Annotated in this window: 11 protein-coding genes; 6 read left to right on the top strand and 5 right to left on the bottom strand. The window is 55.7% G+C overall.

The genetic code is table 11. The features are described from left to right. Positions 1-153: 153 nt before the first annotated feature. Entirely contained in the window at positions 154-1,674 is a 1,521-nt protein-coding gene (locus AC4EYZ_RS08805; protein WP_022520152.1) for a leucyl aminopeptidase, read from the bottom strand. Positions 1,675-1,820: 146 nt separating this feature from the next. Between AC4EYZ_RS08805 and lptF the strand changes: the two genes are divergently transcribed. The 6 genes from lptF (at position 1,821) to AC4EYZ_RS08775 (ending at position 8,066) form a co-directional block, all read left to right on the top strand. Further along, positions 1,821-2,900 carry an LPS export ABC transporter permease LptF gene (lptF, locus tag AC4EYZ_RS08800; protein ID WP_022520151.1) on the top strand — a complete coding sequence of 360 codons (1,080 nt, stop codon included), beginning with the start codon at positions 1,821-1,823 and terminating at the stop codon, positions 2,898-2,900. Next, complete coding sequence (lptG, locus tag AC4EYZ_RS08795) at positions 2,900-3,964, top strand: LPS export ABC transporter permease LptG (RefSeq protein WP_053856902.1); 1,065 nt, start codon at positions 2,900-2,902, stop codon at positions 3,962-3,964. Before lptF ends, lptG begins: the two co-directional genes overlap by 1 nt. A gap of 65 nt (positions 3,965-4,029) precedes the next feature. Continuing rightward, positions 4,030-4,503: an RDD family protein gene (locus AC4EYZ_RS08790; protein WP_022520149.1), complete on the top strand. Its 474-nt coding sequence runs from the start codon at positions 4,030-4,032 to the stop codon at positions 4,501-4,503. A gap of 158 nt (positions 4,504-4,661) precedes the next feature. Beyond that, a complete protein-coding gene (locus AC4EYZ_RS08785; RefSeq protein WP_008959830.1) occupies positions 4,662-4,868 on the top strand; it encodes a (2Fe-2S)-binding protein in 207 nt (68 codons plus the stop codon). Between the two features lie 191 nt (positions 4,869-5,059). Beyond that, a complete protein-coding gene (bfr, locus tag AC4EYZ_RS08780; protein WP_009288515.1) occupies positions 5,060-5,542 on the top strand; it encodes a bacterioferritin in 483 nt (160 codons plus the stop codon). A 352-nt stretch (positions 5,543-5,894) separates the two neighbouring features. Further along, positions 5,895-8,066: an esterase-like activity of phytase family protein gene (locus AC4EYZ_RS08775; RefSeq protein ID WP_022520148.1), complete on the top strand. Its 2,172-nt coding sequence runs from the start codon at positions 5,895-5,897 to the stop codon at positions 8,064-8,066. 226 nt (positions 8,067-8,292) lie between these two features. Here the strand turns inward: AC4EYZ_RS08775 and AC4EYZ_RS08770 are convergent, their stop codons facing one another. The 4 genes from AC4EYZ_RS08770 to AC4EYZ_RS08755 form a co-directional block, all read right to left on the bottom strand. Then, complete coding sequence (locus tag AC4EYZ_RS08770) at positions 8,293-9,762, bottom strand: carbon starvation CstA family protein (RefSeq protein WP_009288516.1); 1,470 nt, start codon at positions 9,760-9,762, stop codon at positions 8,293-8,295. Between the two features lie 188 nt (positions 9,763-9,950). Beyond that, complete coding sequence (sodC, locus tag AC4EYZ_RS08765; RefSeq protein ID WP_022520147.1) at positions 9,951-10,502, bottom strand: superoxide dismutase family protein; 552 nt, start codon at positions 10,500-10,502, stop codon at positions 9,951-9,953. Between the two features lie 81 nt (positions 10,503-10,583). Beyond that, a complete protein-coding gene (locus AC4EYZ_RS08760; protein ID WP_022520146.1) occupies positions 10,584-11,756 on the bottom strand; it encodes a M20 family metallopeptidase in 1,173 nt (390 codons plus the stop codon). Further along, entirely contained in the window at positions 11,741-13,162 is a 1,422-nt protein-coding gene (locus tag AC4EYZ_RS08755) for a M20 family metallopeptidase (RefSeq protein WP_022520145.1), read from the bottom strand. The genes AC4EYZ_RS08760 and AC4EYZ_RS08755 overlap by 16 nt, the downstream gene beginning before the upstream one ends. Between the last annotated feature and the right edge of the window lie 28 nt (positions 13,163-13,190).

The raw sequence follows: 13,190 nt of genomic DNA, 5'->3' as shown, positions 1-13,190 counted from the left end.
TACTTGATCCAAGCCCTGAAGGGCAAATATAGGCGTCGTAATATAAGCGTTAAAGTGGGCGTAGCGTGTGCCTTGAGATAAGGCACACGCTAATGGGTTTAGGTGTAACGGTTGCGTCAAATAAAGGCAACCGTTGATTGCCTGATTGTGTTGTTAGACGTCGCTATTTTCTACTTGGGCGTCTGCTTCACGGTCAAGCAGGTACTGAGTTAACAGCCCAACGGGCCGACCGGTGGCGCCTTTCTGCTTGCCAGAGTGCCAGGCGGTGCCGGCGATATCCAGGTGCGCCCAGGGGAAGTGGTCGGCAAAGCGTGACAAGAAGCACGCAGCGGTAATCGTGCCCGCGGGGCGGCCACCAATATTGGCCAGGTCGGCAAAGTTGGACTCGAGCTGCTCTTGATACTCATCCCACAGCGGCAAGTGCCAGGCGCGATCCCAGGCGGCTTCGCCCGCATCCAGCAGATCCAGTGCCAAGTCATCGTCGTTGGAGAGCAGGCCGGTGGCGTGGTGGCCCAGGCCAATAATCACGGCGCCGGTGAGAGTGGCGATATCCACTACACTGGCGGGAGTAAAGCGCTCGGCGTAGGTGAGTGCATCGCACAGCACCAGGCGGCCTTCCGCGTCGGTGTTAAGCACTTCGACGGTCAAACCTTTGAGGGTTTTGATGATGTCGCCGGGCTTGGTGGCATTGCCATCTGGCATGTTTTCCGCGGCGGCAACAATAAATACCAGGTTGAGCTTGGGTTTAATCGCCAATACCGCTTTGACGGTGCCGAACACGCAGGCGGCGCCGCACATATCGAACTTCATTTCGTCCATGCTTTCGCCGGGCTTGAGCGAAATACCGCCGGTATCAAAAGTAATGCCTTTGCCTACCAATACATGGGGTGCTTCTTCGCTTTCTTCGGCGCCCTGGTACTTCATAACGATCAGGCGTGTCGGCTCTTTGCTGCCGCGGCCTACGGATAGTAGCGAGCCTGCACCCAGGGCTTCCAGCGCTTCTTCATCGAGAATATCGACCTCGAGCGCGCCTTGTGAGTCGCGACCCAACTGCTCTGCCTGCTCGGCTAAATAGCTGGGCGTACAGGCGTTGCCGGGCAGGTTGCCCAGCGTGCGGGTGTAGTTGATGCCTTGGCCAATAGCGTTGCCCACTAACGCACCCTGCTTAACCTGCGGGACAGAGTCGGCATCGGTGATAATTAACGTCAGCTTGGCAAGGCTGGGGGCTGGCGCGGGCGAGGATTTGAACTGATCAAAGCGATAGATAGCCCGCTCCGCAGCTTCCATTACCTTGCGCGCTTTCCAGGCCGCATCGCGGTCAGTCAACGGAACATCGCCAAATACTACGCTGGCTTCGTCGATAGGCAGTTTCACTAGCGCTGTCATGGCCGCATCCAGCGCCTTGATGAAGGCCGCTTCCTGGCATTTTTCGCGCTCTCCCAAGCCCACCAGCAAAATGCGTTCGGCCCCCAGGCCTGGCGCAAAGGGTACCAGTTGCACGTTGCCCAGTGCTGCGTCAAAGTCGCCGCGTTCGAGCAATTGGCCAATCAGGCGCTCGCTGGCGTCGTCCAGTTTGGCAACGGTGGGCAGGAAGTCACCACCTTTATAAACCGGCACCAAAAGGCAGGGTGTTTCAGCTTTGGCTGGGTTCGCGGTCTGAACGGAAAATTCCATGACGTCTCCAACAAGACAAGCATCGAGGGATTCGGGATAATGCCCCGTTGCTTTTGATTTTGAAAAGGGACTGAAAATAGTTTGATTAGTGTACCCAAGCCATACGCTTATTGCATGGCATCCTGCACGACTAGCCGGAGAGCGCGTTGATTTTATTTCGATATCTAACTCGCGAAGTGTTACTCACCATGTCGGCAGTCGCTGGCATTCTACTGCTGGTGATTATGGGCAGCCGCTTTATCCGCTATTTTTCGGACGCGGCGGAGGGCGATATTCCCGTCACCATGCTAGGTAGCCTGATGATGTTTCACCTGCCTGGCTTTATGGAACTGATTCTACCGCTGTCGTTTTTTCTAGGCATCCTGCTCGCCTACGGGCAGCTCTATATGAACAGCGAAATCACCGTGATGGTCGCCTGTGGGATGAGTCCCACGCGATTGTTGAAAGTGACTTTGCTGCCCGCCAGCGTCGTCGCGGTACTGGTCGGTGTCTGCAGCCTGTGGCTAACGCCTTTTGGGGCGCTGCAAACCGAGACCGTGCTGGAAGAACAGCGCAGTCGCCTGGATGTTTCCGTGTTGGCGCCGGGGCGCTTTCAAGAGTTCGGCGGTGGCCGTACCGCTTACATCGGCAGCTTCTCAAGCGACGGAACGGAAATGCAGGATGTGCTGGTGCACGAGCAGAACCAACAAGGCGACGAAGGTACTCACGACTACGTTACCCGGGCGGCATCGGGCTATCAGGAAACCCGCCTCGAAACGGGTAGCCGTTTTCTGGTGTTGGATGACGGTGAGCGCTACGGGGTGACGCCGGGCGATAAGAGCGCCGAGCGGCTAACGTTTGAGCGTTATACATTGCGACTAGGGCTGAATCGCGACCGGCAGGAACTGGATTCACTGGAGTACGCCACTACGCCTGCGCTATGGAGTAATCCAAGCCCCCGTGCCCAAGCCCAGTGGCAGTGGCGGGCAGGGCTCCCGCTTATGGTGTTTGTGCTGGCCTTGATGGCGCAGCCGCTTTCCCGGGTTAATCCCCGCCAGGGGCGCTTTGGCAAACTGCTGCCCGCGGTATTTTTATACGTCGCCTATCTTAGTCTGCTGCTCGCGGTTGTCGATGCGATTGGCAGTGGCACTTGGTCCACCACGCTGGGCGTGTGGCCAGTCCATGGGCTGTTTTTAGGGCTGGGCCTATTATTGCTATGGCGCTCGCAACGCAAGGGGATGCGATAATGGTGCTTGACCGTCTTGATCGTTATATCGCCCGCAACGTGCTGGCGGCCATTATCGTCGTTCAGTTCGTGCTGCTGGGGTTGGATATTACCATCGCTTATATCGATGATTTAGGCGATGTGCAGGCGGGCTATACCGCCTTCGATGCGCTGCTTTACCTGCTAATGCGCACGCCTTGGCGATTCTATCAGTACGCCCCGGTAGCCGTATTAATTGGCGCGCTGATTGGCTTAGGCAGCATGGCTTCCAGCAATGAGCTTACCGTTATGCGCGCCGCTGGGCGTTCTCTGGCGCGCATTGTATGGGGGGTGATGAAACCCGTGCTGGTGGTCGTGGTCGTGGTGCTGTTAGTTGCCGAATACGTTAGCCCACGCACCGAGCAGTATGCCGAGGCGTGGCGGCTGGAAAAACTCCAGGGTGAAGGCGCTGTGTTGACCAGTCGCAGCGGCTGGCAGATAGAGGGTGACAGCGTCTACCGTTTTGGGGCAATTCGCGCGGATAACGTCGTGCTCGATTTAACCCGCTATCGCTTTGATGACCGCCAACTGGTCGAAGCCACTTACGCTCAGCGCGCACACTGGGAAAACGATGCCTGGCGTTTGGAAAACGTCGCTACCACGCGTATTTTTGACGATCACACCGAGTCTGAGCAGATGGCAAGCATGGGTTGGGACACCTCTTTCACCCCCACCCAGCTAGAGAGGCTGCTGCGCGATATTGAGAGTCAGGCGCCCAGCGAGCTTTGGGCCTATGCCCAGTTCCTTGAAGAGCAGAACCTGCAGAATGATCAGGCACTGCTGTATTTTTGGCAGAAGATGCTGATGCCGCTCACCATGGGGTCGCTGGTGCTGATTGCCGCCTCCTTTGTATTTGGCCCGCTGCGCACCGTGGCCGCTGGTACTCGGGTGTTTTATGGCGTTGTCACTGGGCTGAGCTTTAAGTACGTTCAGGATCTACTGGCGCCCGCCTCGACGATATTTGGCTTTTCACCCGTCTGGGCCGTACTGGTGCCGACTCTGGCCTGCGCTGGGGTCGGGATCTACTTTCTACGTCGCAATGGTTAATGCCGCAATAGTAGCCATCACAGCCTCGTATCGTCCAGAAACAGCCAGCAACCACGAAGAGAACTATGCAAACACGACGCTTTACTCAGTTGGACAGCGTATGGCCAGCCGGTCTTGGCCGACGACTGGGCGCCATGCTGTATGACGGCTTTTTGGTCACCGCGATTTGGATTGCGGTGACCGTCGTGCATATGCTGTTTTTCCGCTATGTGCTGGGTCAACAGCCCGAAGAGATTGGCACTACGGCCAGCGATGTTTTGAGTTTGCAGCTCTTGCTGGTGTTTTTTGTCACGCTGTTTTTTGTTTTCTCCTGGTCGCGCGGTGGTATGACCTTGGGTATGCAGGCATGGCGATTACGGGTGCAAACGGTAGACGGGTATTCACTGAACTTGAAGCAATGCCTCATCCGCTGCGCGGTGGCGTGGCTCTCGCTGCTGGCGTTTGGTTTGGGCTACTTATGGGTGCTGTTCGATAAACAGCGGCGTAGCTGGCCGGATATTGCTTCCAACACGCAAACGGTGGTTTTGCCGAAAAAATAATTTCAGCTGGTATGGGGCAAAAAGTGCTTTTACGCCAGTACGTTATTTTGCTGCTCTTGCTTATTAAGACGAATGGATAGCAAAAAGCAGTCATTTCTACTTGATAAGATGTATGCGAATCATTTACATTCATCTCATGATTTTTATGAGGTGTCGCCATGTACGTTTGCGTGTGCAAGGGAGTAACCGATCATCAGATTCGCCAGCACGTTAGCGACGGAGCGCGCAGCTGGCGAGAAGTACGCGAGGCAACCGGCTGCGCAACGCAGTGCGGTAAGTGCGCGTGCTACGCTAAATCAATTACCCGCGATGCCGTTCAGGAAGCACGTCAAGAAGCCGATATGGGCCTTGCCTACGCCGTGTGACGCGAATCACTATTGTTAGGGTTATCTTTAGCAAATAACTGATTTGCTTGAACTTTTAATCATCTTATCTATACTCTCAGAAACGCTGGGGGTATAGCTATTTGCGCCTATACTCTTCTCCAAACGTAACTGCTTGATCGTATTGTCTAAACTAGATTAAACATCAGCATTACAGTAGAAAAGGTGACGTCATGAAAGGTGATACGAAAGTTATTGAGCATCTCAATAAGGCGCTCGGCAACGAACTGGTTGCGATCAATCAGTACTTTTTGCACGCCAAGATGTACAAAGACTGGGGCCTAAAAGCACTCGCCAAGTGGGAATACGATGAGTCCATCGAAGAGATGCAGCACGCTGACAAGATCATCGAGCGTATCCTATTCCTGGAAGGTATTCCCAACCTGCAAGACCTGGGCAAGCTGCACATTGGCGAAAACGTCAAAGAAATGCTCGAAAGCGATCTAAAAATTGAGCACGATGGCCGCAACGACTACATCGAAGCCATCACCTATTGTGAAAGCGTTAAAGATTACGTTACCCGCGACATGCTCCGCGATCTGCTCGCCGACGAAGAAGACCATATCGATCACATCGAAACGGAACTTGGTTTGATCGACAAGGTGGGTATTCAGAATTACATGCAACGCCAAATGCAGATGGCAGGCGACGAGTAAAACGCTATCGCGCGTATGTCGCGTATGTATAGAAGTAAGCTAGCAACCAAAACTAGCTAAAAAGCAGCCAGTCAGGGCTAACTGACTGGCTGCTTTCGTTCTAAGGTCTCCTTTAACCTATCGATTTTCCTGCTTCCCTTTTCCCCTATGCGTTCCTTCACTACTTACCCATCTAACATTTTTGCGGCAACTTGGATTTCGCGCTGAGGTGTGCCGATAGCCAACGGCGCTAACTTAGCCAGTGAGTGTCATAAGCCTGACATCGTTATGATGTTGGATGGTTAATCGGACATAGCAAGTTTAATAACTTAATCAGTCGTTTCTTAAGCTTAGGCAAGGGATTAACTCCATCATGATACTCAAACGCAGACCAACCCTGTTGGCGCTGGCTGCTGTGCTGGCCGCCACGCAAGCGGCAGGCGCGGCAGATCAACATTTCAACCGCATCGCCAGTTTCGCGGTTCCCGATAACATGGCCGAGGGCGAGGATCGTACACGCGAGACCGCGCCTGAAATCATTGCTGCTTCCGGTGATGGCATGACGCTGGTGTATACCGATAGCCCGCTGGGCGTGATTGGGCGCATCGATATCAGCGACCCGGCTAATCCGCAACCGCTGGGTAATATCGTTATGGACGGCGAGCCTACGGCCGTATCGGTGCTCGGCAATATGGCCTATGTCGGAGTGAATACATCGGTTTCCTACAGCGAACCTTCCGGGGAGCTGCGCACGGTCGATTTAGCCAGTGGCGAGATACTCGCCTCCTGCCCGCTGGACGGACAGCCCGATAGTGTAGCTTCCGCTGCGGCCCCCGATGGGCGCTTTGTCGCTGTCGCCATTGAGAACGAACGCGACGAAGAGGCGGGCGATGGACGTGTACCGCAGATGCCCGGCGGTTCCGTGGCACTGGTGAAGATCAATGCGGAAGGGCTGGTTAACTGTGACAGCCTGCTCTACGCCGACGTAACCGGGCTCGCCGAGATCGCCCCCGAGGATCCCGAGCCGGAGTTTGTCGATATCAACACCCTGGGTGAGACCGTCGTGACCGTGCAGGAGAACAACCACCTGGTGGTGCTCGACTACGCCGGTAAGGTGGTGGCGGATTTCAGCGCCGGGACTGTCGACCTGGACGGCATTGACGCCAGCGATGACGGTGCACTGATCTTCAACGAGCAGCAAGCCGAGCGTCTGCGCGAGCCGGATGCGCTGCAGTGGATCGACAACGACCACTTCGCTATTGCCAACGAAGGCGATATGGATGGCGGCGCGCGCGGCTGGACGATCTTCAACAAGCGTGGCGAGGTGGTATACGAGTCAGGTACTTCATTCGAGCGCGCGGTGATTGAAGCGGGTCACTACCCCGATAAGCGTTCGGATGCCAAAGGCAGCGAGCCGGAGGGGATGGAGTTTGCGGTGTTCGAAGGTACGCCCTATGTCTTCCTGCTTTCCGAGCGCGGCTCGCTGGTGGGCGTTTATGACGTTAGCAACCTGGCCGAACCGCAGCTCACCCAGCTACTGCCCTCGGGCCTGTCTCCCGAAGGCGCCGTGGCGATTCCCAGCCGTGGCCTGTTAGCCACCGCCAATGAAGGGGATCTGGGCGAAGACGGCGGCCCCCGCGCCCATGTCATGATTTATCAATACCAGGATGCGCCAGCGGTCTATCCCACCCTGACCTCGGCGGGCGCTGATGAACTGATCGGCTGGGGCGCACTTTCCGGTTTGGTCGCCGCTGATGACATGCTCTACGCGGTCAACGACAGCTTCTACAGCGCCCAGCCGCGCATCTTTACCATCGACCCCTCAGCCTCCCCGGCGCGGATTACGGCAGCACTGGACGTGACCCGCAACGGTGAGCCTGCGCTAGGGCTGGATATGGAAGGCATTACCACCGATGGTGAAGGTGGCTTCTGGGTCGCTTCCGAAGGTAACGACAAAGGCCTTGCCAACACCCTTTATCATGTGGGTTCCGACGGCGAGATTATCCAAGGAATTGCACTGCCCGAGGCGCTCGCTCAACAGGCATTGAAGTGGGGATTAGAAGGCGTCACGCGCATTGATGATCAACTGTGGCTGGCGGTGCAGCGCCCTTGGCAGGATGACCCCGAGGGCATGGTCAAGCTGCTGCGTTTTGATATCGACAGTGGCGAGTGGGCCGCTGTTCATTACCCGCTGGATAACGTGGAACAGGGTTGGATTGGCCTCTCCGAAATCACTGCCCATGGCGATTGGCTGTATCTGATCGAGCGCGACAACCAGATCGGCGCCGAGGCTAAGGTTAAGCAAGTGACCCGCGTTGCCCTCGACGGCCTGCAACCCACCCCGCTGGGCGGTGAACTGCCGGTGGTCGAGAAACAGCTAGTGCGCGACCTGATTCCCGACCTAGCCAGCTACAACGGCTTTGTGGTGGACAAGATTGAAGGAATGGCGGTCAACGATAATGGCAACGCCTGGCTGGTCAGCGACAACGACGGTGTGGACGATAGTTCCGGCGAGACCTACTTCTGGTCGATACCGCTAGAGTAGTCCCTGCCTGTATTCGTCTATACCGCAGCAGCATGGAAGCGATAAACATGAGGAGTAGGGGAGAAAAGGTAGGATAAAAGAGATAGGAGAAAAAGCGAGGGCACGCATCAAACACGGTTATGTGGCTGATGTGTGCCCTTTTTTGTGGCGTGACTCTTGTGTGGAGAGTGTCTTGTGAAGAGCGTCCTGTGAAGAAAGTGTGGCGGTAACGTTATGGAGCGCCTAACTATTTAGCGGCAATCGCCTCACCGCTGTCCACAAACTGGCTTGGTACCGCCGGCTCATCAACAGCAAAAGTTGCCCGGCTTAGGCGACGGACACGCTTCATAAACAGCGCAATGCAAAGGAGTGTGCCTAACGCGGCCACCACATAGCTTAGCTGCAGCGGTAGACCAAAACCGATCGGCGCGTAGGCTAAGTAGGTAAACGTGGCCATGGTCATAAAGGTGGCTGGGATCGAGGTAATCCAGTGAGGCTTACGCGACAGCACCAGGTACATGGTGCCTACCCACAGCGCGATCACGGCGGTGGTTTGGTTCGCCCAGGAGAAGTAGCGCCACAGCAGTGTGAAGTCCATGTGCGTTAACGCGTAAGACACCACAAACAGCGGTAGAGCGACCATGACGCGCTTCATAATCGGCTTTTGATCGATCTTAATGTAGTCGGCGATGATCATCCGCGCGCTGCGGAAAGCGGTATCGCCCGAGGTGATCGGCAGCACAATAACGCCGAGTACCGCCAGGGTGCCGCCTATAGCGCCGAGCATGGTGGTAGAAACTTCGCTGACCACCGCAGCAGGGCCACCGGCCGCCAGCACATCGGAAAGCGACTGGTCGCCATAGAACAGGCTCATGGCGGCGGCCGCCCAGATCATCGCGATAATGCCTTCGGTGATCATCATGCCGTAGAAAATTTTGCGACCATTGGTTTCGTTTTGGGTGGTGCGCGAAATAATCGGCGTTTGGGTGGCATGAAAACCTGAAAGCGCGCCGCAGGAGATGGTTAAAAACAGCAGCGGGAAAATCGGTGCGGCGTCAGGGTGCATGTTCTGGAACGAGAGCTCAGGAATCGGAGCGCCCGTGATGATCAAGCCGATACCGATACCCGCCGCGCTGAACAGCAGCAGGGCGCCAAAATAGGGGTAGATACGGCCAATGACCTTATCAATCGGCAGCAGGGTGGCAATCAAGTAATAAATAAAGATAGCGACGATGATCAGCGTTAACGACAGCGAGGTCATATTGGCCAGCAGCGCCGCAGGCGAGGTGACGAATACCGTACCGACTAAAAGCAGCAGCAGAATCGCGAAACCATTGACCACATGCTTCATCGCTTTACCCAGGAACTTGCCGGCCAGTTGCGGCAGGTGAGCGCCGTGGTTGCGGATCGAGATCATGCCGGTCAGGTAATCGTGAACAGCACCGGCAAAGATACAGCCAATCACAATCCACACAAACGCCACTGGCCCATACAGAGCGCCGAGAATCGGGCCAAAAATAGGGCCGACACCGGCAATGTTTAATAACTGAATGAGTGAATTGCGCGTAGTGTTCATCGGCACATAGTCGATGTTGTCGCGCATGCTGAAAGCGGGCGTTTGACGCTTGCGGTCAGTGACAAACACACGCTCAACGAATTTCCCATAGGTAAAGTAGCCCGCTATCAGCAGCAGGATCGATACGATAAAGGTGATCATCTAAGGTACCTAGAGCAGTGAGGGGGATGGGCGAGCATGTCGGTGAGCATGCAAGCAGGCACTTCTTTAGCAGAGCTGAATGTACAGATAACCACTATAAAATCACAGCTAGACTTTAGTGGGCCGTAAGCAAAAAAAAGGACAGCCGAGAGGCTGCCCATTTTGTCGATTAACAACAACGGTAAAGCTTAAGACTCTACGACGCCGCAAGCCATTCGGGTGCCGCCGCCGCCCAGGTGGGGTTCATCTTTGTAGGTGTCGCCGCCTTCGTGAATCATCAAGCTGCGGCCAGGCATATCTTCCATGCTCAAGCGCGGCGCCAAGACGGGGAGATTGGCTTCGCCATCTTCATTAACGGTTAGCACCGGTAGATCGCCTAAATGACCTTCTCCATAGGGGCCTTGGTGAGTGCCGGTTTCTTCAGGGTCATAGTGTCCGCCAGCCGACAGTGCTGCGGTCATCTCGCCACTGTCATTCTCGGCGGAATCACAGCTGGCATTCTGGTGAACATGAAAACCGTAGACCCCAGGCTCAAGGCCCGTCAATGAAGGTGTCAGCAGTAAGCCGTGATCCGTATGTTCAAGGGATACGGTACCGATTGACTCTTCATTACCCTCGGTGCTGACTTTATGCATCTCGACATCAAGCGTTTCATTGGCTTGTGCCGCTGAGGTGGCGAGCAGCAGCGAGGCGGCAATAGCGGTAAGCGGTGTTGAGAAACGTATAGTTGAATAGCGCATGTTGATCTCCTTCCGAATCCATGGAAACGCTGTAGCAGCGTTGCTTACTCAAGGTAGTTGGCTAGCAGTTACATTGCCAATTTAACGTGCCGAAGCAAAGGATACATCGTGCAAATTCAATAACGTAGAAGCGAGTGCCTGAGTGCGCGGCACCAGTGTGTCCAGCAAACAGTACTCTTCGTCAGTGTGCATTTTTGCGCCGACAGGGCCAAGACCGCACAGAGTGGGAATGCCCAGGCTGGCCGTCCAGCCCGCATCAGAACAGCCGCCAGTGAATTCGCCGTCAACAGCAAACCCGATCGCCTTAGCCTGAACCTGATAAAGCTCAAACAGCGCGCTGCTCATACGTGCTTCGAGAGGATAAAATTCAGAGGTTTGTTCTATGGTCGCAAGAGTGTCGGGAACGTCGGATTCCGCGATAATCGCCTCAATGGCTTTATACAGCTGATCACGCTGGGCGGTGGTAACAAAACGAGTGTCCAACTGTGCCGACGCGAAAGGCGCGACGGTATTGCGTGATACACCACCGGTGATGGTGCCCACATTGGTGGTGATACCTGCCTCGTAATCGGTCAACGCATGCAGCTTGATGATCTTGCGGGCGAGTGTTTCGATGGCGCTGGCGCCATCGGCATGGCTCACGCCGGAGTGGGCGGCTTTGCCGGTGACGTTGATCAAAAAACCAGCACCTCCTTTGCGACCAGTGACCACATTGCCGCTGACCCGCCCTGGCTCGACGTTCAAGACGGCACGTGCCCCCTGGGCGGTGGCTTCGATGAACGCCCGCCCATCTGGCGAGCCAATCTCCTCATCAGCGGTAAACAGGGCGCGAACGGGCAATGGGCAGTTGGGCAGGCGGCTTAATGCGCGCAGTACAAAGCAGTTCATGACCAGGCCGCTTTTCATATCGGCAACGCCAGGGCCAAAGCCGACGTTGTCTTGCTGGGTATAACCTCGGCTAGCCACGGTGCCGGTAGGAAAAACCGTATCGCGATGGCCCATTAAGAGCACATGGCCTTGGCCAGTTCCTCCCAGTTGTGCTTCTAAAATATCGCCTGACTCAGGGCGCTGGTGGCGTATGATGGTGATGCCATCTTGTTCAAGCCATTGAGTAATCTGATCGGCAACCGCATCCGTGCCTGCTTTGTCGTAGCTGTTGGAATCGATATTGACCAGCGCCTCAAGGCAATCTTGCATCGCCTGCTGCTGGCCTTCCAGCCACGCGCAAACCTGTTGGGTTAGTTCGTCTTGCATAAGGCTTTCTCTCTCATGATGTCTGATCCTTGGTCACTCAAATCCCAGAATAGCCCCGCCATTAAGATCAGTGCCTCTGAAGCGATGCTCCCCAATAGGTGTTCGTCAGGCGCGTGCTGGGAGCAGGAGGGGTAGGAGTGTGGAACCCATAGCGTGGGTAAGCCCAGGGTTTCGGCAAACACATCGTTGGGTAACGAGCCGCCTAAGTTGGGTAGCAGCGTCGGCGTTTTATGGGTGGAGCGTTGCATAGAGGCCAACGCCCAGCCCACCCAGGGGTCTTCAGGATCGAGTCGTGTCGCCGCCATTTGCGACATGCGCGCAGCGCTTACCTCAATATCGTGATAGCCGTGTTGATCCAGGTGATGGCGTAAATGGACGAGAAAATTGTCCTGGTCGCTGCCCACCACATAACGCAGTTGGCAGTGGGCATAGGCCGTTGGCGGAATAGCATTGGCCGGGGCATCCGGGTTGCCCGCCTTCATGGCGAGCACTTCTAAGGTGTTCCAGCCAAACAGTCGTTCAGCGGGCGATAGTCCTGGCTCACCCCAGTCAGTGTCGATAGTGGGGGCATTGTCGCCGACGCCGACTTCCAATGCGGCGAGCGCTTTACGCACGGCTTCGGGTATTGGATCAGGCCGTAGGCCTTGGATTTGAATAACGCCGTTGGCATCCACCAGTGTGGCGAGTGCATTGGCCAGACGCACCGCAGGGTTTTTTAATACGCCACCCCAGTTGCCCGAGTGGTGAGCGCCTTCACGGGCCTGGAGTTTAAGGTCGAAATTGAAGGAACCCCGTGAACCTAAAAACAGCGTGGGAGCGTCGGCATTCAAACGCGGCCCATCTGAGCCAATAAACACATCGGCGGCGAGGCGGTCACGGTAGCGGTGGCAGATCTCTTTTAAGCCAGGGGAGCCCGTCTCCTCGCCCATTTCCAGCACCAGCTTAACGTTATAGCCCAGGCGCCCATTGCTTGCTTTCAGCACGCAGCCCAGCGCGGCTAAATTGATGGTGTGCTGGCCTTTGTTATCCGCCGTGCCACGTCCGTACCAGCGATCCCCTTGCTGGGTGATTTTCCAGGGCGAAAGCCCTTCAGCCCATTGGTCGTCATAGCCGCGGATGACATCGCCATGACCGTAAGTTAATACGCTGAACGAGGCTTCTGGCTCAAGGCGTTCAGCAAGCAGAAACGGCCCAAACCCTTCAGCCGGGTTATCAACAATGTCCCAGCTAAAACCGAGCTGCTCAATATCCGGAATGATCTGTTCAGTAAGGTAGCGGTGAAGCTCTTCCTGTCTATTCGATTCCTGGCTTTCGCTGCGGATGGCAATGCGCGGGGCAAGCTGGTCATAAAAATCGCCGCTGTCAAAGTAAGCTTTGGCATGATCTAAGGCGTGTTGGCGCGTCATAGGCACTCCTTTTAACGTTAAATATTGA

This window comes from Vreelandella sp. 162(4c), from assembly GCF_058152265.1.
The sequence above is the reverse complement of the archived record's forward strand: the minus strand, read 5'-3'. Positions and strand labels throughout refer to the sequence as shown.

Excerpts from the sequence above, each read along its gene's own strand:
- AC4EYZ_RS08805 (WP_022520152.1), bottom strand. The coding sequence starts at position 1,674 with ATGGAATTTTCCGTTCAGACCGCGAACCCAGCCAAAGCTGAAACACCC.
- lptG (WP_053856902.1), top strand. The coding sequence starts at position 2,900 with ATGGTGCTTGACCGTCTTGATCGTTATATCGCCCGCAACGTGCTGGCG.
- AC4EYZ_RS08790 (WP_022520149.1), top strand. The coding sequence starts at position 4,030 with ATGCAAACACGACGCTTTACTCAGTTGGACAGCGTATGGCCAGCCGGT.
- AC4EYZ_RS08785 (WP_008959830.1), top strand. The coding sequence starts at position 4,662 with ATGTACGTTTGCGTGTGCAAGGGAGTAACCGATCATCAGATTCGCCAG.
- bfr (WP_009288515.1), top strand. The coding sequence starts at position 5,060 with ATGAAAGGTGATACGAAAGTTATTGAGCATCTCAATAAGGCGCTCGGC.
- AC4EYZ_RS08775 (WP_022520148.1), top strand. The coding sequence starts at position 5,895 with ATGATACTCAAACGCAGACCAACCCTGTTGGCGCTGGCTGCTGTGCTG.
- AC4EYZ_RS08770 (WP_009288516.1), bottom strand. The coding sequence starts at position 9,762 with ATGATCACCTTTATCGTATCGATCCTGCTGCTGATAGCGGGCTACTTT.
- sodC (WP_022520147.1), bottom strand. The coding sequence starts at position 10,502 with ATGCGCTATTCAACTATACGTTTCTCAACACCGCTTACCGCTATTGCC.
- AC4EYZ_RS08760 (WP_022520146.1), bottom strand. The coding sequence starts at position 11,756 with ATGCAAGACGAACTAACCCAACAGGTTTGCGCGTGGCTGGAAGGCCAG.
- AC4EYZ_RS08755 (WP_022520145.1), bottom strand. The coding sequence starts at position 13,162 with ATGACGCGCCAACACGCCTTAGATCATGCCAAAGCTTACTTTGACAGC.